The following is a 23,377-nucleotide window of genomic DNA, read 5'->3' on the forward strand; positions in this document are numbered from 1 at the left end:
ATTTAAAGCATTATATCTGATCTTACACCTTTTTTCCTACGATTACTTTTTCAAACCCTTCCCAATCCAAGTATTTATTAGCTAATTCCGACAGCTCGCCAGGGGTAATACTCCTCACCGTTCTGATGTATTTTTCGTAATAATCATATCCGAGGCCGGAGAAATATATGTTTTTAAATTTGTCGGCGTGAGACATAGCATTCTCGAGACTACCCAGCATTGAACCAAGCATATAATTTCGTACTAAAGCTAATTCTTCTTCAGGTACAGGCTCCTTCTTTAATAGCTCGATCTCTTTGTAAATTTCATCGAGCGCCAGAGAACAGACATCTGCCCCTACCTCTGAAGCTATAAAGAAATAGCCAGCGTTTTTCATCGACACCAAGGCCGATCCGATTCCATAGGTATAGCCCTTGTCTTCCCGGATATTGGCCATCAGACGCGACCCGAAATACCCACCAAGCACCGTGTTTAATACCTGCATCCCTGGAAAGTCAAAGTGGGACCGGTTGATCGCAATTTTACCCAGGCGAATCGCTGATTGTAAAGCATCCGCCTTTTCCACGTAGTGCTCCTGGCCGCTCCCGGGGAAAAAATCAAATTTGTTTTGAGAAATGTTCCTTCCTCCTGACCAGTCTTTCCCGAAAAGATCATCGATGAGGCTTAAAGTTTTGTCGTTTACTTTTCCTGACACTATTACCGTGCAATTTTCCGGCTGATAAGCAAGGCTGAAATAGTCCTGCAAATGAACGCGAGTCAATTTGTCATAGTCTTCAGAACGGATATCATATCCATATAGACTATTTCCAAACAGGACGGAATTAAAGATCTTCCGGCTAAGAAAATCGTTCTTTTCCAGATTTACGCTTAGCTTTTGCTTCTGGTTACGAATCAAAGTATCGATTTCTTCTTGGGGAAATATTGAATCAGAAACGATTGCTTTAACAATGGGGAGCGTGGCAGACAAGTGCTTGTTAAGTGAATAAAGCGTAACGGTGGACTGGTCATTACTGTAATCTGTCTGTAAAAACGCCCCGTAGTAATCTATTTTATCTGCTATTTCTGAAGAGCTCAGTTCACTAGTACCGTCGTTAAGCATTGCATTTGTAGCGTATGACTGCAAAGGCTTTTTAGGGTCATAGTTTACATTTTCGAATATAAATTCGATGCGAACCAAATCCTGCTCTCCCCCGCTAATACTAAAGACCTTTAAACCGTTGCTAAGAACAAATGGTTCCGCCTTTATTAACTCTATCTTTTCAACCTGTCCGAAAACCGGAGCCACTGTTCTATCGGTCATATTAATTCGCTAAATAATATAAGGTAGAGGAATTTTCCTTTCTAAAAATGTTACGGGACTGCTGTTGTACCTCCTCACCGCTTACAGCAAGATATTTATTTGTTTCAGTATTGAGTTGCCCGGCATCCCCAAGAAGCTCAAAGTAAGCAAGATTCATTGCTTTATCCAGCAGGCTCATCTCGGAAAATACCATAGTTGATTCGATCTTGTTCTTAACCTTGGTTAACTCCTGTTCCGGCACTGTTTCGTTCTTCAGACGATCTAATTCAACCCAGATAGCATTTTCTGCTGTATCCATCGAAACCCCCGGTAAAGGCTTCCCCTCAACCACAAATAAACCTGCGTCCAAACTACCCGTATGATACGCATTGATCTCGCTAAAAAGCTTCTTTTCTTTTACCAGGTCCCTGAATAAACGAGAAGAGTTTCCCCTTGATAAAATATCTGAAATCAAGTCGACTGCATAATAACCCTTATCCGTTCGTGCAGGCATATGAAACACTTTGTAAAGCGCGTCAAGAGGCACGTTCGCCTTAACAGTTTCGGTACGTTCCTCCGTCTGTGGCTGTTCGACCGGAAGTTTGCGGTCGACTTTTTTATACGCCGGGATATTTGCAAACCATTTCTCGGAAAGCCTTTTAACCTCTTTCATATTTACGTTACCGCCAACTACCATAATTGCATTAGCTGGATTATAAAATTTCTGAAAAAAAGCTTTGACATCATCTATGGTAGCATCCTCAATGTGCTTCAGTGATTTTCCTATTGTTGCCCATTGATAAGGGTGTTCTTTATAAGCCAGCGGCCGGAGCTTTAACCAGACATCACCGTAGGGCTGGTTTAAATAACGTTGTTTGAACTCTTCGCTTACTACATTCCTTTGGACTTCGAGGCTCCTTTCAGAAAAAGCCAGCTTAAGCATCCGGTCACTTTCAAGCCAAAAAGCTGTTTCCAGATTTACGGCGGGGAGTGTGATATAATAATTGGTAATATCATTACTTGTAAACGCATTATTTTCTCCGCCAACTCGTTGCAAAGGCTCATCATATGATGGTATGTTGACTGATCCGCCGAACATCAGATGTTCAAACAAATGTGCAAAGCCGGTTTGTTCCGGATCTTCATCCCTCGCTCCCACATCGTACAATATATTTAGCACCGCCATTGGTGTAGTAGAGTCTTCATGGACCAAAACTCTCAGCCCATTATCAAGTGTAAAGCGTTCAAAAGAAACCATAGGATTCAAATAGTATCAGCTGCTAAATTAGGGAAATTAGAGGGAATGGAGAATCAAAGAGTGAATGAATTCTCAATCAATTCGTTAGGCTTAAGCATAGATCTTTAATAGCGATAGGCAAAACTTGATAAAATTTCACACGAAAGTCAGATTGCGCGCTTCAACTCCCGCTCATTCTTCAATTTATTATTTGCGACGTATCTTTGCTGTGTGAATACTTCAGACCTACTTACCCGCGCTTTGAACTTTGAGTTTCTTTCTGCTGAAGAGGGTGTGTTTCTCTTTAAACATGCGGGTACGCCGGAATTGATGTACGTTGCTAATGAGCTTCGTAAGAAACAGGTGCCTCATGGTAAGGTCACGTGGATAATCGATCGCAATGTAAATACCACGAATGTGTGTATAGCTAATTGTAAATTCTGCAATTTTTTCAGAAGGCCGGGCCACGATGAGAGTTACATCACCGACATTGCAACCTACAAACAAAAGATTGAAGAAACTTTCCGATACGGGGGCGAACAATTATTGCTTCAGGGGGGACATCATCCTGAACTTGGACTTCAATTTTATGTGGACCTGTTCAAAGAACTAAAACAACTATATCCTACTTTAAAACTTCATTCCCTTGGGCCGCCGGAAATTGCACATATCGCAAAGTTGGAAGGGATAAGTCATACAGAAGTCCTAGCGGCGTTAATAGAGGCCGGACTCGATTCATTACCGGGCGCGGGGGCAGAAATATTAAACGACCGGGTACGCCGGTTAATTTCTAAGGGAAAATGTGGTGGAAAGGAATGGCTGGATGTAATGCGTGCTGCTCATCAATTAGGTCTCACAACTTCTGCTACCATGATGTTTGGCCATGTAGAAACTTTGGAAGAGCGTTTTGAACATTTAGTTTGGCTGAGGGAAGTGCAATCTGAGAAACCCACCGGTACCAAAGGCTTTATTGCGTTCATTCCCTGGCCATTTCAGGATGATGGAACTTTGCTGAAAAAAGTGCGCGGGATCACTAATCAGGTTACGCCGGATGAATATATTCGTACGATTGCTCTGAGCCGCATTATGCTTCCAAACATAAAAAACATTCAGGCCTCCTGGCTTACGGTAGGAAAGCGGGTCGCACAGGTATGTCTGCAAGCGGGAGCAAACGATTTTGGATCGATTATGATCGAGGAGAATGTTGTTTCCGCAGCAGGGGCGCCGCATCGGTTCACTTCTCAGGGAATTCAGGAGTCTATCCGTGAAGCAGGTTTCGAACCCCAGTTACGCACCCAGCAATATGAATTTCGCGATCTTCCGGAACTAACTGAACAACAGATAATTACATACTAGCATACCGTTCCCTGACCGTTCCCTCAGTCAAATTTATTTTTCAGTGAAAATAATTTTACTTTGGTGTAATATAAACCAAACCATTACACCTATGAACGCAATTATTGTAGACGATGAGGAATATGCAAGACAAGCTCTGTTTTTTCTTATCAAACAGCAGTGCCCGCAGGTAACTGTCAAAGGTATCGCCCGGTCTGTTGCCGAGGCTAGAAAAATTTTAAAGTCCGAAAAAATCGACCTCGTGTTTCTGGACATCTCCATGCCTCTGGAAGACGGCTTTAGTCTTTTCCCCGATCTAGAGAAAAACACGACTTCAGTGATAATTACTACTGCGTACAATCAACACGCGGTGAAAGCTATCCGGGCAAGTGCAGTTGACTATCTTTTAAAACCAATAGATAAAGACGAGCTACACACTGCTATAAAAAAGGCAGACGAATGGAGAACGCTTAGATCAATGAGCGCGGCACAGTTTAACAATCATGCGATGGTTTACAACAGCCTTCATGAAAACATGAATGAGATCAAAGCGATTAGAAAAATCAATCTGCCTCACACCCATGGATTTCATGTGGTAGACGTCTCTAGTATAATGTATATACTGGCGGACAGTAATTATTCAACATTTCATACCGAACCTGGTGACAAAATAGTGGTTTCAAAACACCTGAAAGAGTATGAAAGTATACTGGAAGATTGTGACTTTTGTCGCATCCATAAATCCAGAATAATTAACCTTAGACATATGATTAGTTATTCCAATAAAAATGGATTAGTAGTGAAGATGTCAGACGGTTCTGAACATACTGTATCAAGACGTAAATCACCTAAATTTATGGAAACAGCCAGGCGAATATTCAGGAAATAGTTTGCCTATGACGAATGATTATTGATTTGAGACCAAGGCAATATTTATGGCCGAATGATATTCGAGCATTTGCTTGACGGATTTTAGTTGGTCAATTCTACTCCGTTTCTTGTAAATACATATCGTCTATCTTCTCTGCATATTTTTTTTCAATTACCTTGCGTTTTGCCTTCATCGTGGGAGTTATCTCGCCAGCTTCAATGCTAAACGGATTTCTCTTTACGATGAAGGATTTCAAACGTTCGAACTTAGCCAGTTCAGTTGAGTATTTTTTGACGTCTTCTTCCAGCCAGTCAATGATCTTCTGATCCTCAATAAACTGGCCACTTTCGTTAAAAAACTCTTCGTTCAAATTAAACGCTTCCTGGAGCGTTTCTTTCGACGGGGTAATGATCGCTGTTACATATTCACGTTTATCGCCGATAAGGAAAATCTGCTCTATCTTGGGGCTTTTAAGATATGTATTCTCTACGGGCGTAGGATAGATATTTTTGCCATATGCATTTACAAGCATATTTTTAATTCGGTCTGTGATTTGAAGATTACCTTTATAGAAACGTCCGACGTCGCCTGTGTGGAACCAGCCATCTTTGTCGATCACGTCAGCTGTTTCTTGTGGCTTTTTCCAATAACCTTTCATCACACAATGACCTCTTACGATGACCTCCCCTTCAGTGCATTCAAAGCTTTCATCAAACGTCTCGTGTGTCTGTATACTGATCATTTCTTTAGTCTCTACATCCTGTATGGCGATTTCAATCCCAGGGATAACACGACCTACCGTACCGTAAACCTGGCGGTGATATTCGGTTACAGACATCACCGGCGAGGTTTCTGTTAAGCCAAATCCCTCCAGGATCTTTATCCCGAGGTTTCCAAAGAACTCACCCACATTTTTGGGAAGAGCGGCGCCTCCTGAAATCATAAACTTCAATCTCCCCCCCGTTTTCTCTTTTATCTTTCCAAAAACAAGCTTCTCTGCGAGACTTTGTTGAAGGGAAAGAAAAATTCCAGGCGAGTTTCCTGCTTCTTTAACTTCCCGGTACTTCTGACCTATCGCTATCGCCCATAAAAATATCTTCGCCTTAGTGCCTCCTCCCGATGTGCCCGTTTTCATAGCTTTGTCATGAATGCGCTCTAGCAGCCTGGGCACACAGCTCATTACAGTCGGACGGACTTCAGCCATATTTTTTGCTAACAACTCGAGGCTTTGTGCAAAAGCTATCTTTGATCCAACCGCACAACAAACATGATAAGTTGCTGTCCGTTCAAACACATGAGACAAAGGCAGAAAGGAAAGAAAAGTGTCGGTTTCATCTATTACCGGGATTTGATCCAGACAAACTTTAACATTCTGTACAAAGTTCGAATGAGTAAGCATTACTCCTTTTGGCGTGCCCGTGGTGCCAGATGTATAAATTAAAGATGCTATATCTGAGGGGAAGATGGCGCTCCTAAGCCGTTCAATGTCATTTTTGTAAGTTGGTATACATCTTTCTCCCTCCTTTATAAGATCGCTAAATTTAATCACTCCGGCATTAAGCTCAATCCCGGAAATGCTTTTTTCATAATCGTTAAACACGGGTATGATGCGCTGTAAGTCAGGACAATTATTGGCGATCTTAATTATCTTCTTGAAAAGAAAAGGACTGCCGGTAAGTAGAGTCTTTACTCCCGAATCTTTAAGAATATATTCGATTTCCTGTTCCGATAACGTGGGGTAAATTGACACGTTAACGCCTCCAATCTGTTGGATTCCCTGATCGTAATATACCCAGTCAACAGAATTTTCGATAATAAGTCCAAGCCGGTCACCTTTTTGAATTCCCATCTCTAGAAAATAGCTTGAAACGGCATCGGCAGTATGTAAAACGTCTTTATAACTGACCTCCACCCACTGATCCTTTACCTTATGCACTAAAAATGTATGGTTTTCATTATGAACGTAACTGACCACATCTCTTAATAACATTGGAATAGTAGAGGTTTCGGTTATTGGATTCATTAGCGTATAATTTGGCTGGTAAATATTGTACAATTAACAAGTATACAGAATAGCACTAAAATACGAAAGCCCTGGATCAATCCAGGGCTTGGTATTATTAAGCGTCGATCTTTCAGTACCAAATACGGTAAACTTCGTTATGTCATTGAAGAGGATTAGACCGAAAAACTTTCTCCGCATCCACAGGTTCTCGTCGCATTTGGGTTGTGGAAATTAAACCCCTTCCCATTTAATCCGTCCGAAAAGTCTAGTTCGGTCCCCGCAAGGTACAGGAAAGACTTCATATCCAGGGCAAGTCGAATTCCCTGATCCTCAAAAAACTGGTCTCCAGGCTTCTCTTCGTTGTCGAAATCCATTTTATAGGACAGGCCTGAACACCCCCCTCCCTGAACAGAAACTCGAAGAAAATAACCTTTATCGAGGCCATTCTCGTCCATTAGCTGTTCAACCTTACTTTTTGCTTTCTCGGTTACAGTTACCATTTTATTATTCCTTTGGGAACGGCGCTCTTAATGATGTGATTTAGCCACTTCTAACGCTTCCATTCCATTTTTTACACGATAATCGTTGATCGCGGCTTTGATTGCATCTTCCGCCAAAACCGAACAGTGGATTTTAACGGGGGGAAGAGCGAGTTCTTCAACAATATCCATGTTGTCAATTTTCATTGCATCATCGATAGATTTTCCCTTAAGCCATTCTGTAGCAAGTGAAGAGGAAGCAATTGCCGAGCCACATCCAAAAGTTTTGAATTTAGCATCAGTTATCATATGATTATCGTCTACCTCGATTTGCAGGCGCATTACATCGCCGCATTCAGGTGCACCAACCAATCCGGTACCAACAGCATTACTGCTTTTGTCAAGCGTACCAACGTTGCGCGGATGAGTGTAGTGATCTATTACTTTTTCTGAGTATGCCATTGTTTTTTGTTTAGTCTTCTTAAGAAAGAAGTGTGTTTTGTTTTAATGTTCTGTTACCAAATGTCAACTAATCAGTGTTCTGCCCATTCAATCTTATCCAAATCAACTCCTTCTTTAAACATTTCCCATAGCGGAGAAAGGTCGCGAAGGTGATTGACTGCCTTTTTCGTTTGTTCTATCGCAAAATCAACCTCTTCTTCTGTAGTAAAGCGACCCAGGCCAAAACGGATAGAAGAATGAGCCAGATCATCAGACAAGCCCAAGCTCTTTAATACGTAGGATGGTTCTAATGACGCAGAAGTACACGCCGATCCGGAAGATACGGCAAGATCTTTCATCGCCATCATAAGCCCCTCACCTTCAACATATTTAAAGGAGATATTCGCTACATGCGGTAAGCGGTGTTCTGTATTACCATTTACATAGCTTTCTTCCATAGTAGTCAGAGAAGCCTGTAATTTATCGCGTAAAGCAGAAAGGCGTACTGCTTCAGATTCCATCTCAAGTCGGCAAAGCTCGCAAGCCTTACCTAAGCCAACGATACCAGGAACGTTTAAGGTACCTGAACGCATTCCGCGCTCATGGCCGCCTCCGTCCATCTGGGCCGTAACCTTAACTCTTGGATTCTTACGGCGAACGTAGAGTGCCCCAACACCTTTCGGCCCATACATCTTATGAGCAGAAAAAGCCATCAGGTCAATACCATCAGCAATCACATCTACGGGGATCTTTCCTACGGCCTGGGTTGCATCAGTCATGAACAATGCACCATGTTTATGGGCAATAGCGGCTATTTCTTTTACGGGTTGAATAACACCGATCTCATTATTGCCATACATGATCGCAACAAGAATAGTCCTTTCGGTAATTGCAGCCTCAAGTTCAGCCAGGTCTATCAAGCCATCAGCTTTAACGCCAAGATACGTAACCTCCCCGCCCAGCTTCTCAACATGCTTGCATGCATCGATCACTGCTTTATGTTCAGTAACACAGGTTATAATGTGGTTACCCTTCTCTTTGTACATCTCGAATACACCTTTGATTGCCAGGTTGTCAGATTCGGTAGCTCCGGATGTGAAAATAATTTCCTTCTCACTGGCGCCAATTAGTTTTGCAACCTGCTCACGTGCATAATCAACTCCTTCTTCCGCCGCCCATCCAAAAGCATGATTCCTGCTTGCTGCATTACCAAATTTGGCATTAAAATATGGCAGCATCGCATCCAGAACCCGTGGATCCATAGGGGTTGTCGCATTGTTATCTAGGTATATCGGCAAATTCATTTTTGTATATTTAATTATATCATTACAATGAGACAAAGATACGAAATATTTTTCGCAGTAAATATCAAAAATCACTACCTACATATACATAAAATGGTCATTTTTATGCCATAATAAGGTAATCATGGACAAGATAGAGCACATCGGTATAGCCGTTAAAGACCTCGCCCATTCGTCGGATTTGTACAAGCGGCTTCTCGGCTATCAAAGCTATAAGACCGAAGAGGTTAAATCTGAAAATGTGATAACCGAATTCTTCAAGATTGGCGAAAGTAAGATCGAATTACTTCAGGCCAGTTCCGATGAAAGCGCCATAGCAAGCTTTATTGAGAAGAAAGGTGAAGGCATCCATCATATCGCCTTTGCAGTAGAAAACATTGTAGATGAAATGACAAGACTAAAGACAGAAGGATTCCAACTGCTAAGTGATGAACCAAAAAGGGGAGCAGATAACAAACTTGTTTGCTTCGTACATCCGAAAACAGCGGGGGGTGTTTTAATAGAGCTTTGTCAGGAAATCGCCAGAAATCCAGGGGACAATCCATAAACACTTAACAAGTTTATTTAATTTAGAATAATGCAGCAGTTTACATTAGATTATGATGGAATAGACAAGCTTATTAGAGCCCGTCAATTAAGGGTGGGGGAGATATTAGTTCTTTTGGCGATATGCTGGCCCTTGGTTTCATCATTAAGATCTCAAAGCATTTTCAACTTGCAAACGTTCCTGATTATGTCCGGAGCAATGGTTCTTATTGTTGCTTTCATAATTTATGCGGGTTCCAATCAATACAGGAGATTGCTTGAAAGCTACACGATAACATTTGAAGACAACATTATTACACGGGAACAATACAACACGTCAACCATAACCTTTCCGATTGCCGAAATAGTTGAAATAGCCCGTGACAAAAAGGGATTCTATCGAATCAAAGCTGAATCATGGGACAGTTACATAGAAATTCCTGCACACATTGATGATGCGGACAAGCTTTACACATTACTAAATAATATCAGGCCTGTTATAGAAAAGAACTCGCACACTTCTACTTTAAAAAAAATCGCCTTTATCGTTGCGGCAGTATCATTTTTAATGCTTTGGACCTCAACCGATAAGATCGTTATAGCATCATGCGGATTAGTCTGGATAGTTGGAATGATCTATTCCTACATAAATACACAGCGGAATCATAATATAGACTATGGTGCAAAGAGCAAATGGTCGGCAGTTATTATTTTCGCTCTCACGTTAAATTCCACATGACTTCCACAAGCACTGACAGCCTTATCTTCGATCTTGACGGCACCCTTTGGGATGCTTCTGAAACCTGCGCCAATGCCTGGACTGAATTATTGCAAGACTTAAATATTTCTGAATACACCATTGATGCGGCAGCTATCCGTGCGGTTTCAGGCTTGAGCGTTCACAAGGTCTTTAAAGAGCATTTTACTTTTATCCCGGAAGACAGGCGTGCGGAACTTCTGGAAGCATATAAGCCTATGGAATTAAAATACATGAAGGAATTCGGGGGAAGGCTTTATCCTGAGGTCAGAGAAGTGCTGCAAAAACTAAGCGAAAGCTACAAACTTTTTGTGGTCAGCAACTGCCTGAGCGGATACATTGAAAACTTTATGCAGTTTCATGGACTTAAAGATGTTTTTATTGATTTTGAGTGCTCTGGCAATACCGGCCAGCCTAAAAGTGAAAACATAAAAATGATTATACAACGAAATGCCCTCCAGAACCCCATTTATATCGGCGATACTATCTGGGACTTTGAGGCTGCAACGGCTGCAGACATTCCATTCATTTATGCTGCTTACGGATTCGGCACAGTGGAGAATGCTGAACAGCGTGTCGATCATTTTGAAGATTTAACGTTCCTGCTGAAATAGGGCTCTTGCTGTTGGTGCCTTCTCATTTCAAATATTTTCAATTTCCTTTTAACTAATTATATTTTTTCCTATATTTGCACCTCTTAAAAAGTATTGAAGATGAAAGCTGAATTGCATCCCAAAAATTATAGGTTAGTTGTGTTTAAGGACATGTCTAACGAATATTCTTTCTTAACTAAATCGTGTATTGATACCAAAGAAAGCATCAAATGGGAAGATGGTAATGAATACCCACTTGTAAAACTAGAGATATCTCACACTTCTCACCCGTTTTATACCGGTAAAATGAAACTTGTTGATACTGCAGGTCGTATCGATAAATTTCGTTCACGTTACGAGAAGAAATAATAGTATATTCAGATATTATATAGAAGTCCCGCCTTGTAAGGTCGGGACTTTTTTTATTTTTGTCCATGACCGTAATACTATTCGATGATCAGTTTCGACACAACTTACTGCCTCTCACTTTCACAAGGCCAGTATCTGAGATTCGCGTTGGCATTCTGACTATTGCTGAAAAATGGGGATTATATTTAAAAAGCGCCCCATATTATCTAACCGAAGATTACCTGCAGGATAAATACCCTTTTCGCACAGGTGATATAAACATTCTTATCAATGCCGCTATATGCCCTGATGAGGAGTTGGTAGAGAGTTTGGACAGGCTACAAGAGGGTGAGGCATTAGTATCTGGCGATGTTCTTATAGCCGTCAAATTAAACGAGTGGGCAGCACGCGAATTTATTCCCGAGCAAACGGTACAATATCGCCGTATAGAATACACCGGCCCACTGTTGAAAATACTTTATCCTGAAGATATATTCCGAAACAATGGCCAGGAAATCATTATGGACTTTAGTCTGCTTACCGAAGGACGTTCATCAGCATCTTTAAGCAATACAAATACGATTATTGGTGACAACATTTTTGTAGAAGAAGGCGCGAGCGCCGACTGTGCCACATTTAATTCAACAAACGGCCCTATTTATCTTGGCGTCAACTCGCAGGTCTGGGAAGGTTCTCATATCCGCGGGCCCTTTGCATTGGGTCAGGAGTCTATAGTTAAAATGGGAACGAAAATATACGGCATGACAACCATTGGCCCAAATTCAAAAGCTGGTGGTGAGATAAACAACTCTGTGATCTTCGGCAACTCGGCAAAAGGCCACGACGGTTACCTTGGCAACTCAGTTTTAGGCGAATGGTGCAATATAGGTGCTGATACCAACAGTTCAAACATGAAGAACAATTATGCGGAAGTCAGACTTTGGGATTACTCGCAAGAATCTTTCCGGCGTACTGGATTGCAGTTCTGTGGTTTAATTATGGCGGATCATGCTAAGTGCGGGATAAATACGATGTTTAATACCGGAACTGTTGTAGGTGTAAGTGCAAATGTTTTCGGCGCAGGGTTTCCGCGAAATTTTATACCTGATTTCGCCTGGGGGGGCCATCATGGTTTTGAAACTTATGGGCTGGAGAAAATGTTCGAGACTGCTTCCAGGGTTTATGAGCGCAGGAAATTAGTTTTTGATGAAAGGGAAAGGGAGATTTTAAAAAGAGTGTTTGAAATCACGGTAAAATACAGGAATTTTTAATAAGGCCACGGTGGATAGTAAATAGCAAACCCTCTTACACTGCTCGAATCGATATAAAATTAACATAGTAATAGAATATTAAGTCTGATTAAATGAGAAATAAAATAGTTGCCGGTAACTGGAAAATGAATCTGGACCATGCTGCTGGTCTTCAGCTTTTTTCCGAGATGATCAATTTGATCAGCGAAGAAGTAACAGGATCACAGAAAATTGTAGTTTGCCCGCCGTTTGTCCACATCAGCAGTTTGGCACAATTGGTTAAAGTGCAGTCGAACATTTCTATTGGCGCACAAAACTGTCATCAGGCAGAATCCGGTGCCTTTACCGGCGAAATCTCTGCTTCTATGCTTAAGTCTGTAGGCGCAACATATGTTATTATCGGCCATTCAGAACGACGGGCATATTTTGCCGAGGACGGCCCGCAGCTAGCGAGAAAACTTGATATTGTATTGCATAATGGGCTGACTCCTATTTTCTGTATCGGTGAAACACTTGAGCAACGGAACGCGGGAACTCATTTTGATGTAATTGAAAGCCAATTGAGGGAAGCTGCATTTCATTTAAAAGAGGAGCAGTTTAAAAAACTTGTTCTGGCTTATGAGCCGGTATGGGCGATTGGTACCGGATTAACGGCTACACCTGCACAAGCTCAGGAGATACATTCATTTATCCGGTCAAAGGTCGTGGAAAATTACGGGGTCGATATCGGCAAAGATCTTACCATCCTATACGGCGGAAGCTGCAACCCTACGAATGCAACAGAGTTGTTTTCCCAGGAGGACATCGATGGAGGTTTGATTGGCGGAGCTTCTCTAAAAGCACGGGATTTTGTTGATATTATAAAGGTGTTTAACTCTTAGATACGATGCACCGACTTTTAGTGTCTTTTGAACAATTATGAACTATAGCGAGTATTCTTTCAAACTTGAAGGTCATGAGGATTTCCATCAGGATATCCTCATCGATGCGCTTTCCAGGGTAGGATTTGATACATTCGAGGATATCGAGGGTGGCTTTAGAGCTTACGCGCCAGAAAATGAAAGAACCGAGGAAAAAGTAGCAGAAATTGCGCTGGAATATTCCAGTCTGTTCACATTCAGCTATGATGTAAAGACTATAGCCCACCAGAACTGGAACGAGGTCTGGGAAAGTAATTTTGAGCCGCTCAAAATTAACGAACGATGTTACGTCCGCGCAACCTTCCATGAGCCCCACCCAGAATACGAATTCGAAATTATCGTGGATCCCAAAATGGCCTTTGGAACCGGTCATCATCAAACCACCGAGTTAATGATGAATCTTATGATGAAGACAAATTTCAGCGGGAAAAAAGTACTTGATATGGGTTGCGGTACAGGGATCCTTGCCATACTCGCTTCCCATCTTGGTGCAGAAAATATTGTTGCAATAGACAATGACCAGATTTGCTTTGAAAGCACTGTTGAAAATGCTGCTCTAAATAAAATACATAATATCACACCCTTATGCGGCTCCAAAGAATCTATACCTGATGAGAAATTTGATATCATCCTTGCAAATATTAACCGCAATATTCTCATCGATCAAATTGACAGCTATTCAGCCGTGCTTTCACCAAAGGGAAGTATTTTTCTCAGCGGCTTCTACCAGGATCCGGATCTGAAAATTATCATTGATAAATCAATTGATTTTGCACTCGAATATATTACCCATGAAAAAAAAGACAATTGGGTAGCCGCGGAGTTCCAGTCTCGACTTTGATGTTTTTTGCATTGTATATTATAATAGACGAAATATTTATTCGTTTTAAACAAAATAATATACACTAAGAATTTTTGCCCACATTTGGCCAGGGATAGTCGTTTAATTTCAAATGAGATTTAAATTCACGACAAATTATATGCTTGTGATGCTGTAACAGCACTTCTGATAAATACTAAATGCTTTCCATCCTAAGCAAGCGGCACTGCCTTATCAGTCAGTAAGACCCTTAAAATATTAATCGGCCGGGGGTGTTTGTACCTATTTCGTTAATTAATTTAAACTATAACTATAATTCGCGTCGTATTGGAAAGGTTTTTGAATTACTTTAATTATAAAGTAATGCGGTGTAACTACCCTCCTAAACACAAGCTAAATCTATTTAGGTGAGATGATTAAATAAATTACGATGAAGACACTAGGCAAAAAAATCAGATTATTAAGGCATCAGAAAAGCTGGAGCCAGGAAGATGTAGCTAAGCGCCTGGAAATATCAATTCCCGCATTTTCAAAGATTGAAACGGGAATTACAGATGTTAACCTTTCGCGTCTTGAACAGATATCCAAGCTTTTTGATATGAGCGTGGTCCAACTACTTACATTCAACGATGCAGAAAGCCAGGAGAAACATACGACTGAACTGGAAGAGCTCACAAAAAAGGTTATGGAACGTGAAAAAGAGGTCATTGATCTTCAGAAACGGATTATCGAGCTCTATGAGGAACTAAGAAAAGCTAAAAACTAGCTGGCGATCAACGTATATCGCCGAACTAAAAAAGCCGGCTAAGCCGGCCTTTTTTATGCATACTGATAGCGAACAACATTCTCTGAAACTGGCGTTTCCTATTCAAATATTTTCCTCATTGTCGCATGCTTTTTTCCAAGCGTAGCACCAGTAGCCTCATGCAGGGCAAGCATTTTATCATTAAAATCGCCAACCCATGATAGTTCCAACTCCCTATACTGGTTGAGCGGCAGAACATATTCCTTAAGTTTTATGAATAATGCCGATTCCAATCCATGTTTTTGAAAAGCTTGTTTGGTTCCCATTACCACTGCTCTCATTCGATCGACGCCCACCCAGCGCCTATAAACAAACTTTATCTTTTCAACAATACCAAGCTTACCATTAAGACCTCTGATCATTTGATTAGCGTCGGGAAGTATGACGATAACCGAAGCCGGTTCGCTATTGATGTAAGCAAACCAAATCAGCTTTTCATCCATAACCGTCTTCATTTTGCTAAATGATCCAAGCACATTCTTCAGATTCAGCGGAACAAAGTTTTTGAAATCTCTCCAGGCATCGTTATATATTTCCACAAAATCTGCCGCATATTGATCCAGTTTGGATTCCTCAAGATGCTTAAAAGTGTATCCTGGCTTATTGGCAACCCAATTAGCTATTTTTGTAAAACGTTCCGGAAAAGGTTTGGTTACCTCGAGATGATTGGTAATCTGCTCGTATAAAGTTACAAATCCATAACCCTTGAACAGCTCCTGATAATATTGATGATTATAGTTCATACCATAGGATGGAGTGGTAAATCCCTCAATCAGCAATCCCCAGAAGCTGTCGTTCTCTCCGAAATTAATCGGTCCGTCCATGGCTTTCATGCCCCGGGCCAGCAGCCAAGACTGGGCAGTATCAAACAGCAATCCTGCAGCTTCATTATCATTTATACATTCGAAAAAACCGATTCCTCCAGTAGGTTGTTCTGCCTGAAATGCTTTTTTCTCATTAATAAAAGCTGCAATTCGTCCTATTAACTTTCCGTCACCCGATTTCAACACCCAACGGGTAATTACGCCGTGACTATGAAATACATTTTGCTTTGGATCGAAAACCGCATTTACATCCTTATCAAGTGGACACACCCAGTTCGTATCATTTTTGTATATCTGCCTTGCTACGTCTAAAAACTCACGTGCTTCCTTCTTGCTTTGTACTTCTTTTATAGTCATCAGGAATTAAATAAAAAAAGCATTCAGTAAACTGAATGCCTTAATTCTAAATTATTGCATTTTTAATAATCATCTTCGTCCTCATCATCGTATTCGTCAAACCCTTTAATATCATCATCAAGGGAAAGATCAAAGTCGTCATCATCCTCATCGTCGGCGATGACCCGTTTTGATTCTTTGGGATCGTCATCATCCTCGTCTTCGTCATCCTGATTTCTCCTTCTCGGATCATGGGAACTTTTAAAAGTATCCCTAGCTATTGGTGCTTTTATTGACGTCATCATCTCTAGCAAATTACACTTCCTTTATTCTTGATTTAGAATATAAAATTAGCAAGAATTTACTTTTTATAAACTTCTTTTTTATTTTTTCTCGCATTCACTCCGACTCCTGGCCAATTGAACTGCTTTCGGTCTGAAGGTCTTTTAATTGTGGAAGATCTTCAGTAGAATTAATCCCAAAGTAGTCCATAAAACGATTACTGGTTCCATACAGTAACGGCTTACCAACGGCGTTAGATTTACCGGTAATATTGATCAGTTCTTTCTCCAATAGTTTTTGAACGGTATAGTCACAATTCACACCTCGGATCTGTTCGATCTCCGCTTTAGTTATCGGCTGCTTATAGGCAATAATTGCAAGTGTTTCCAAAGCTGATTGGCTAAGTTTTTTCTTCGATCGCTGAATTTGAAGCTGCCCTATGACCGGATAATATTCCTTCCTTGTTAGGAACTGATACCCCCCATTTACATATACAAGCTCAAGCGCCAGATCCAATGCATCATATTTGGTCCGGATATCTTCGATTAGTCTTTGAACCCTTTCAGCATTTATATTCCTGAGTTGAACATCTTTCAAAACTTGAATTATTTCATCAACTCCGATACTCTTTTCAGAAGCGAATATTAATGCTTCGATAAAATTCGCCGTCCTTTCCAAACTCATAAACAAAAATAACACAAAGCGCTTTTATCAAAAAACAATCGGGTACAATTATTTATTCACGCTCAATCACATTCCGTCCGCCTGGTCAGACAACCAGGCTTCGGACCCTTAATCAGATTGCGCGCTGAACAACATCGCCTACACCGGGATCCGGATCAAAATAGTCGTTCCGAAATTTCCGGTTTGACGCTTATCGATAATAATAGGTAGCTCATTCAATTTGTTTAAAAGGTCTACTCTCTCGGTAATCAGGGCCATGCCGTGACTAGTATGTCCGGCTCTTTTATTTTTTCCGGAATTCGTGATTCCTATACCATCATCTATAATACTGACAAGCAGATCCGTTTCTACGAGTTCAAAATTCAATTTAATAGAGCCTCCTTCTTCTTTGGGCATAATACCATGCCATATGGCATTTTCAACAAATGGTTGTATCAGCATAGATGGGATCAATATTTCCTCTGGATCAAGGTTATCATCAACGTTAAATTCATAGTTCATCTTGCCGGCAGATCTGATCTTTTCTAAGGCCAGGTAAAGCTCCAAATAAGCCAACTCTTCCTCAACAGTGATGGTGGAGCTCATGCATATATCAAGATGCTTTCGCGCAAGTCTGGAAAATTTCGAAAGCATCTCTGTGGCAGATTTTGTATCAGCCTGGTTCACAAAATGTTGTACCGCAGTTATTACGTTAAAAACAAAGTGCGGATTCATCATTGCTTGCAGGGCCTTTTGCTGCAATGTCGCAATTTGACTTTGGACAAGCAGGTCCTGTCTTTTCCGCCTGCTCTTCCTGAGCCAATAAATTACAGATATGGCGCCGGCGCATAGCAAGAATATTAAAATGCCCAAGGTAATGATCCATTTGAAAGTGGCCTCTTTGGACTTTTGCTTCTCAATAAGCAGCTCCCTCTCTTGAAGTTTTTGTTGCTGGACATAATGCTGGGTAGATATTCCGATGTTTTGAGATGATTTTTGATTAAGTTCTAAACTGTCTTTTTTATATAAGCGAGCCAAAGTATTAATTGCTCCCTTATAATCTCCAAGGGCGTTCTGAAGTTCGTATTGCCTATAGCTAAACTCGTCCTTTACATCCTCATCTTTGAATATATCGGCATAATATTTTCCTTCATTAAGTGTTTGACTCACTAATTGATAATTTCGATCGTGTATGTATATCTTAGAAAGCGTCAAATAACACCCAGCAATAGTCTTATATAATTTTAGCTTTTTTGCGCGGTCAACTGCAACCTTTAAGAATGATTTTGCCTGTTTAAAATCTCCCTGTTTAAAATAAACCACTCCGATGTTTTGAAAATACATTGTTATATAATACTCATCCTTCGTTCTTTTGAAAAACTCGTAACTTTTATCGAAAAATAGGATGGCTTTCTTATAACTACCTTGCTGTTCATAAGCACGTGCCATGTTAAAATATAATCCGGCTGTTAGCTCCTGATCATTCAGACCTTTAGATATATATAAAGATCTGGTAAAATAAAACATAGATTGCTTTGTATCCTCTATAGTGCTGTATAAATTCCCTATATTATTATAAATCCTCGCCTGCTTTCGAATATCGCCTACAATCTCGTAATACCTTAGAGCATCCATGTAATTTTTAATGGCAGACTGAATCTTATTTTGGTAATATAAACCAAGTCCAATTATTCTATGCGAATCAGCTATCCCCTTTATGTAGTTAATATTTTTAGCTATTCGCAGGGCATTATCTCCAAGCGCAGTAGTCTTTTGCGGATCCGTCAGCCTTAGATCAAAGGCTTCCTTATTAAGTTTTATTACTCGCAAGGAATCTTCGAGACTTGTTTCTGTCTCTTCCCTTTTAAGATGGAAACCGGAAGGAGATGACAAAGCAAAATTCTTAAGATACAATATAGCGACTCCGAATGCGAGCGCTAGCAGGCAATACACCATGTATCTGTAATATTTTCTCTTCAAGGCAGAATAATTAGGCAAGTATCAGACGCGGTTAGCAGAAAGTTAAGATATTCATTTTTGTAATAAAAAGCGGTGAAACGCCCCAATCGCTTCAACCGCTTTATCAACAGATAATATCGCATAACATTATGGAGAATCATGCAAATTATCTTGCTGACTACTCAAATCTGCTCAATTTTATTTTTAACATATTACCAAATAAATTAACGGTAGATAATAATTAGTTAACGGTAAAAAACATGTTATTCAGGGAGGCGGAAGCATCTGCACGATAGGAACTTTACTGCTTCATAAATCCCTTTGAAATTTCTACTTTTGTGCAAATTCTAACAAAAAATGAGCACCGGATTATCTGAACAGGAAATTTTACGTCGTGAGGCGATGACTGAACTTCGCAGGATGGGAATCGATCCCTACCCACCTGAAGCATTTGAAGTAAATGTCAATGCACAGGATATCAAAGAAAACTACGAGCGCGATAAGACCTCCTATAAAAGCGTCAGTTTCGCTGGCCGCATCATGAGTCGCCGCATCATGGGCAGCGCATCCTTTGTGGAATTACAGGACTCAACCGGGCGCATCCAGGCTTACCTGAACAGGGATGAAATTTGCCCGAACGAAGACAAATCACTTTATAATACAGTTTTTAAAAAGCTTCTTGACATAGGTGATTTTATCGGCGTTACCGGATATGTTTTTACTACAAAAACCGGTGAGATTTCAATCCATGTAACCGGAATGAAGATCTTGTCGAAATCTTTGAAACCACTACCTATTGTAAAGAGGGATGACGACGGGAATATTTACGATGGCTTTACTGACCCTGAGCTTCGCTATCGGCAACGTTATGTAGATCTAACAGTCAATCCTGAATACAAAAAAATATTTCAGAACCGTTCAAAGGTCATCAACACGATGCGTAGCTATTTTGATGATCAGGGTTGGATGGAAGTAGAAACTCCTATTTTACAGCCGATCCATGGCGGTGCTGCGGCACGTCCGTTCTCCACCCACCATAATGCGTTAGACATGCCGCTCTATCTGCGTATTGCCAATGAGCTGTATCTTAAACGACTAATTGTAGCAGGCTTTGAGGGCGTTTATGAGTTCGGTAAGATGTTCCGTAATGAGGGAATGGACCGTACTCATAACCCGGAATTCACCTCAATGGAGATCTATGTAGCTTATAAGGACTATATTTGGATGATGTCCATGGTTGAGGAATGCCTTGAAAAAATCGCAATCGCAATCCATGGCAAAGCCCTTGTTAAGGTCGGTGAACATGAAATCGATTTTGCCGGTCCTTACGAAAAGCTTTCCATGTATGATTCTATTAAGAAATTTACAGGAATCGATGTGTCCAAAATGGACGAAGAAACCCTGCGGGCCACATGCAAAGAGTTGACAATTGAAATCGATTCAACCATGGGAAGAGGCAAGTTAATTGATGAGATATTCAGTGAAAAAGTAGAGGCCCACCTTATCCAGCCAACCTATATTACTGATTACCCGATCGAAATGACACCGCTGGCGAAAAAGCACCGTAGTGAAGAAGGACTCGTTGAGCGTTTTGAGCTTTTTGTTTTGGGCAAAGAAATTGGTAACGCATATACAGAATTAAACGATCCTATTGATCAGCGGGAGCGGCTTGAAGAACAACTTTTGCTGGCAGGACGCGGGGACGAAGAAGCAATGGCAATGGATGAAGACTTCCTCCGTGCCTTGGAATACGGTATGCCTCCTACCTCCGGACTTGGAATTGGAATCGACCGGCTGGTGATGCTCATGACCGATCAAAGTACAATTCAGGAAGTATTATTCTTCCCTCAGATGAGACCTGAAAAAAAGGTGAAGGCTATTTCTTCGGATGAATTTACGGCTTTAGGTATCCCGGCTGAATGGGTTCCTGTATTAATTAAAATGGGATTCAGAACACCGGAAGAATTAAAAACTGCCAATCCAAACAAAGTGTTCAACGACCTGGGCGGGATGCGCAAGAAAATGAAACTCGACATTACACTGCCCGGCAAGGAAAGCGTAATGCAATGGTTTAATTAGCCATCTTGACCCTCACCAGGCACCTTATAAAGGTTGAATTAACGTAATCATAACATATTAATAAAGGGCATTTTACACAGCGTAAAATGCCCTTTATTATTTTTGTTTGAATCGATTAGCTAAAGAAATACTGAGTCGTTAAATATAAGGGTCAAAATCTGCAATCTGCATCATATGAAAAACTCAAGCATTGAAATTACCGATCAGGAATATTTGATCAAGTTGTCAAGGGAAGATTTTAATCTTTCATTTATTCACCAGCTTCTAAAGCGCATCCAGGCGGAGCAGTTCTTCTTCAGTTATAATTCCCAGGAAGATACGGGAGACCTGCTTAGTCGAAACCTGGGTCACGACCGGGAAATGCGATATGATGATTTAAGGGATAAGTAGGCGCAGGTGCGTAGGACGAAAGCTATGTGAATAAACAAAGCTTTAACCGCGTATAATACGCTTCAACTTAAAATCGCTTCGCATTCCCCCTCTGTTGTATCACTACCCTATCCATTTGGCCCATTTGATCCTTCATCATTTTAATCTGATCTGCCAGCAATTTATTCTTATCAGCTTTTTTTGCTTCCTGAAGATATAGTATAGCTTCACGCTTGTTACGTTTTGCCATTGCAATTCCGGCCAGACTAAGCTTTGCCAACGCAACGTTATGATCCATGGTCATGCCCATACTAAGGGCTCTCTTAAAGTATTTTTCCGCCTGAAGAGGTGCCTTTCGGGATTCGATAAGCCCTATCAGCAAATTGTAATACCCGTGCTGGCCTTTGTACAGCTGCGTTTCATAGTTGCCGATTTTTGCCAGCCATACCGCTGCTCCGTCCATATTATCTTTCCGCAGATAATATTGCGCTATAAGCATCTTCTCGTTAAAAAGAAATGTAACACCGATAAGTATAGCAACGAAAACCAGCGGGATTCCCCAGCCCCAGTATCCAAAAACCATTAATGTTACCGCTGCACCCAGCACGATAGCTGCGAGAATCAATCTGATGAAATTAGGCATTGTCTTATTATCTAGTAATTTTGCTGCAAATATCCGTTTATTTAAGCGTTTAACCAATATCTATATAAGAAATTATGGAGCTGCAACTTGAAGAAAGCTGGAAAGAACTCCTGCATGGCGAGTTTGAAAAAGAATATATGATACATCTCCGCAACTTCCTGCGCAAGGCAAAAGCAGAGGGTAAAACTCTATATCCTTCCGGCAAGAATATCTTCAATGCATTTCAACACACGCCTTTTGACAAAGTCAAGGTTGTAATCCTCGGGCAGGATCCATATCATGGACCAAACCAGGCTCATGGATTGTCCTTCTCAGTACAACGCGGGGTTCAATTCCCTCCGTCACTACAAAATATTTTTAAAGAACTAATGGCAGAATTTAACGATTTTAGATATCCTGATCATGGTGATTTAACCCAATGGGCCGATCAGGGCGTACTCCTCCTTAATGCCACTCTCACCGTGGAAGCACATTCGGCCGGCTCACATCAAAAACAGGGGTGGGAAATTTTCACAGACAAGGTTATCCAACTCTTATCTGAGAGACGATCTGGAATTGTATTCCTTCTGTGGGGTCGATATGCACAGGCTAAGGGCGATTTAGTTGACAAGAATAAACATTATGTACTTACTTCAGCCCACCCATCGCCTTTCTCGGCACACAGCGGATTTTTTGGCAATAACCACTTCAGAAAAACGAATGAAATTCTAAAAAATGCAGGTAAAACGCCGATTGACTGGCAAATCAAGTAAAGCGGTATCTCCAAACTTAATATTCAAGCGGTACGGCCGGCTCCTTCTTGTTCGTCGACATGATCATCATCGTCTGAAAAGTCTTCACCACAGATATCTTGCTGATCTTATCCATAATTACCCGTTCGTAAGATTTAATATCTTTTACGTATACTTTTAGTAAAAAGTCGCATTGTCCGGTAACATGATGACATTCAGTAATCTCTTTAATAGCAGCTATTTCCTCAAGAAATACCTGAATCGTATTATTCTTATGAAAATCGAGTTGGATCTGGATAAAAGTTTTAATTCCCAGGCCAAGCAATTCCTCATCGACCAGCGCATGATAACTCTTTATATAATGGGCCTGTTCGAGTTTCCGTACGCGTTCAAGAGTCGGCGCAGGCGATAAACCCACTTCGTGAGATAATTGCAAGTTTGTAATGCGACCGTTTTCCTGAAGGATTTTTAGGATTTTGAAATCTATCTTATCAAGTTCTAAAGCCATATTCAGTCAAAAAT

At 40.9% G+C, this 23,377-nt stretch carries 25 protein-coding genes; 13 read left to right on the top strand and 12 right to left on the bottom strand.

Going from position 1 to position 23,377, the window contains the following annotated elements; genetic code table 11:
* Window positions 1-22: 22 nt before the first annotated feature.
* Both P2W76_RS10550 and P2W76_RS10555 read right to left on the bottom strand, forming a co-directional pair.
* Complete coding sequence (locus tag P2W76_RS10550; protein WP_276347789.1) at window positions 23-1,300, bottom strand: pitrilysin family protein; 1,278 nt, start codon at window positions 1,298-1,300, stop codon at window positions 23-25.
* Between the two features lies 1 nt (window position 1,301).
* Complete coding sequence (locus tag P2W76_RS10555) at window positions 1,302-2,537, bottom strand: pitrilysin family protein (RefSeq protein WP_276347790.1); 1,236 nt, start codon at window positions 2,535-2,537, stop codon at window positions 1,302-1,304.
* A gap of 210 nt (window positions 2,538-2,747) precedes the next feature.
* Between P2W76_RS10555 and mqnC the strand changes: the two genes are divergently transcribed.
* Both mqnC and P2W76_RS10565 read left to right on the top strand, forming a co-directional pair.
* On the top strand, window positions 2,748-3,872 hold the full coding sequence (mqnC, locus tag P2W76_RS10560; protein WP_276347791.1) for a cyclic dehypoxanthinyl futalosine synthase: 1,125 nt from the start codon (window positions 2,748-2,750) through the stop codon (window positions 3,870-3,872).
* A gap of 91 nt (window positions 3,873-3,963) precedes the next feature.
* On the top strand, window positions 3,964-4,740 hold the full coding sequence (locus P2W76_RS10565; protein ID WP_276347792.1) for a LytTR family DNA-binding domain-containing protein: 777 nt from the start codon (window positions 3,964-3,966) through the stop codon (window positions 4,738-4,740).
* Window positions 4,741-4,837: 97 nt separating this feature from the next.
* Here P2W76_RS10565 and P2W76_RS10570 read toward each other — a convergent pair whose 3' ends face one another.
* From P2W76_RS10570 to P2W76_RS10585, 4 genes are all read right to left on the bottom strand, one after another.
* On the bottom strand, window positions 4,838-6,745 hold the full coding sequence (locus P2W76_RS10570; RefSeq protein WP_276347793.1) for a long-chain fatty acid--CoA ligase: 1,908 nt from the start codon (window positions 6,743-6,745) through the stop codon (window positions 4,838-4,840).
* A 155-nt stretch (window positions 6,746-6,900) separates the two neighbouring features.
* Window positions 6,901-7,227, bottom strand: coding sequence for an iron-sulfur cluster assembly accessory protein (locus tag P2W76_RS10575; RefSeq protein ID WP_276347794.1), 327 nt, complete (start codon window positions 7,225-7,227; stop codon window positions 6,901-6,903).
* A gap of 27 nt (window positions 7,228-7,254) precedes the next feature.
* Complete coding sequence (iscU, locus tag P2W76_RS10580; RefSeq protein WP_276347795.1) at window positions 7,255-7,668, bottom strand: Fe-S cluster assembly scaffold IscU; 414 nt, start codon at window positions 7,666-7,668, stop codon at window positions 7,255-7,257.
* A 71-nt stretch (window positions 7,669-7,739) separates the two neighbouring features.
* Window positions 7,740-8,951, bottom strand: a complete 1,212-nt coding sequence (locus tag P2W76_RS10585; protein WP_276347796.1) for an IscS subfamily cysteine desulfurase — start codon at window positions 8,949-8,951, stop codon at window positions 7,740-7,742.
* A 124-nt stretch (window positions 8,952-9,075) separates the two neighbouring features.
* Between P2W76_RS10585 and mce the strand changes: the two genes are divergently transcribed.
* The 8 genes from mce (at window position 9,076) to P2W76_RS10625 (ending at window position 14,930) form a co-directional block, all read left to right on the top strand.
* Window positions 9,076-9,498, top strand: coding sequence for a methylmalonyl-CoA epimerase (mce, locus tag P2W76_RS10590; RefSeq protein WP_276347797.1), 423 nt, complete (start codon window positions 9,076-9,078; stop codon window positions 9,496-9,498).
* Between the two features lie 30 nt (window positions 9,499-9,528).
* Window positions 9,529-10,215: a hypothetical protein gene (locus tag P2W76_RS10595; protein WP_276347798.1), complete on the top strand. Its 687-nt coding sequence runs from the start codon at window positions 9,529-9,531 to the stop codon at window positions 10,213-10,215.
* A complete protein-coding gene (locus P2W76_RS10600) occupies window positions 10,212-10,847 on the top strand; it encodes an HAD family hydrolase (protein ID WP_276347799.1) in 636 nt (211 codons plus the stop codon). Before P2W76_RS10595 ends, P2W76_RS10600 begins: the two co-directional genes overlap by 4 nt.
* Window positions 10,848-10,946: 99 nt before the next feature.
* On the top strand, window positions 10,947-11,195 hold the full coding sequence (locus tag P2W76_RS10605; protein WP_079701873.1) for a type B 50S ribosomal protein L31: 249 nt from the start codon (window positions 10,947-10,949) through the stop codon (window positions 11,193-11,195).
* A gap of 65 nt (window positions 11,196-11,260) precedes the next feature.
* Complete coding sequence (locus tag P2W76_RS10610) at window positions 11,261-12,445, top strand: GlmU family protein (RefSeq protein ID WP_276347801.1); 1,185 nt, start codon at window positions 11,261-11,263, stop codon at window positions 12,443-12,445.
* A gap of 92 nt (window positions 12,446-12,537) precedes the next feature.
* Window positions 12,538-13,305 carry a triose-phosphate isomerase gene (gene tpiA, locus P2W76_RS10615; RefSeq protein ID WP_276347802.1) on the top strand — a complete coding sequence of 256 codons (768 nt, stop codon included), beginning with the start codon at window positions 12,538-12,540 and terminating at the stop codon, window positions 13,303-13,305.
* Between the two features lie 37 nt (window positions 13,306-13,342).
* On the top strand, window positions 13,343-14,185 hold the full coding sequence (gene prmA / locus P2W76_RS10620) for a 50S ribosomal protein L11 methyltransferase (protein WP_276347803.1): 843 nt from the start codon (window positions 13,343-13,345) through the stop codon (window positions 14,183-14,185).
* 409 nt (window positions 14,186-14,594) lie between these two features.
* Window positions 14,595-14,930: a helix-turn-helix transcriptional regulator gene (locus tag P2W76_RS10625; RefSeq protein ID WP_276347805.1), complete on the top strand. Its 336-nt coding sequence runs from the start codon at window positions 14,595-14,597 to the stop codon at window positions 14,928-14,930.
* A gap of 98 nt (window positions 14,931-15,028) precedes the next feature.
* Here the strand turns inward: P2W76_RS10625 and P2W76_RS10630 are convergent, their stop codons facing one another.
* The 4 genes from P2W76_RS10630 to P2W76_RS10645 form a co-directional block, all read right to left on the bottom strand.
* Window positions 15,029-16,150 (bottom strand): GNAT family N-acetyltransferase, encoded by a 1,122-nt coding sequence (locus tag P2W76_RS10630; protein WP_276347807.1) that lies wholly within the window; start codon window positions 16,148-16,150, stop codon window positions 15,029-15,031.
* A 62-nt stretch (window positions 16,151-16,212) separates the two neighbouring features.
* Window positions 16,213-16,434, bottom strand: a complete 222-nt coding sequence (locus tag P2W76_RS10635) for a hypothetical protein (RefSeq protein WP_276347808.1) — start codon at window positions 16,432-16,434, stop codon at window positions 16,213-16,215.
* 94 nt (window positions 16,435-16,528) lie between these two features.
* A complete protein-coding gene (scpB, locus tag P2W76_RS10640; protein ID WP_276347809.1) occupies window positions 16,529-17,095 on the bottom strand; it encodes an SMC-Scp complex subunit ScpB in 567 nt (188 codons plus the stop codon).
* A gap of 138 nt (window positions 17,096-17,233) precedes the next feature.
* Entirely contained in the window at window positions 17,234-19,054 is a 1,821-nt protein-coding gene (locus P2W76_RS10645; RefSeq protein WP_276347810.1) for a tetratricopeptide repeat protein, read from the bottom strand.
* Window positions 19,055-19,390: 336 nt separating this feature from the next.
* Here P2W76_RS10645 and lysS point away from each other — a divergent pair, with 336 nt between their 5' ends.
* Both lysS and P2W76_RS10655 read left to right on the top strand, forming a co-directional pair.
* The gene (gene lysS / locus P2W76_RS10650) at window positions 19,391-21,112 is read left to right on the top strand and encodes a lysine--tRNA ligase (RefSeq protein ID WP_276347812.1); all 1,722 of its coding nucleotides are present in this window, start codon (window positions 19,391-19,393) and stop codon (window positions 21,110-21,112) included.
* 174 nt (window positions 21,113-21,286) lie between these two features.
* On the top strand, window positions 21,287-21,502 hold the full coding sequence (locus P2W76_RS10655) for a hypothetical protein (protein ID WP_276347813.1): 216 nt from the start codon (window positions 21,287-21,289) through the stop codon (window positions 21,500-21,502).
* A gap of 67 nt (window positions 21,503-21,569) precedes the next feature.
* On the opposite strand, the gene P2W76_RS10660 is transcribed toward P2W76_RS10655, so the two are convergent.
* Window positions 21,570-22,124, bottom strand: coding sequence for a DUF2892 domain-containing protein (locus P2W76_RS10660; protein ID WP_276347814.1), 555 nt, complete (start codon window positions 22,122-22,124; stop codon window positions 21,570-21,572).
* A 74-nt stretch (window positions 22,125-22,198) separates the two neighbouring features.
* Between P2W76_RS10660 and ung the strand changes: the two genes are divergently transcribed.
* Window positions 22,199-22,876: a uracil-DNA glycosylase gene (gene ung / locus P2W76_RS10665; protein ID WP_276347815.1), complete on the top strand. Its 678-nt coding sequence runs from the start codon at window positions 22,199-22,201 to the stop codon at window positions 22,874-22,876.
* A gap of 16 nt (window positions 22,877-22,892) precedes the next feature.
* Here ung and P2W76_RS10670 read toward each other — a convergent pair whose 3' ends face one another.
* Window positions 22,893-23,363, bottom strand: a complete 471-nt coding sequence (locus tag P2W76_RS10670; RefSeq protein WP_276347816.1) for an Lrp/AsnC family transcriptional regulator — start codon at window positions 23,361-23,363, stop codon at window positions 22,893-22,895.
* Between the last annotated feature and the right edge of the window lie 14 nt (window positions 23,364-23,377).

This window comes from Daejeonella sp. JGW-45 (genome assembly GCF_029360805.1).
GTDB lineage: Bacteria > Bacteroidota > Bacteroidia > Sphingobacteriales > Sphingobacteriaceae > Daejeonella.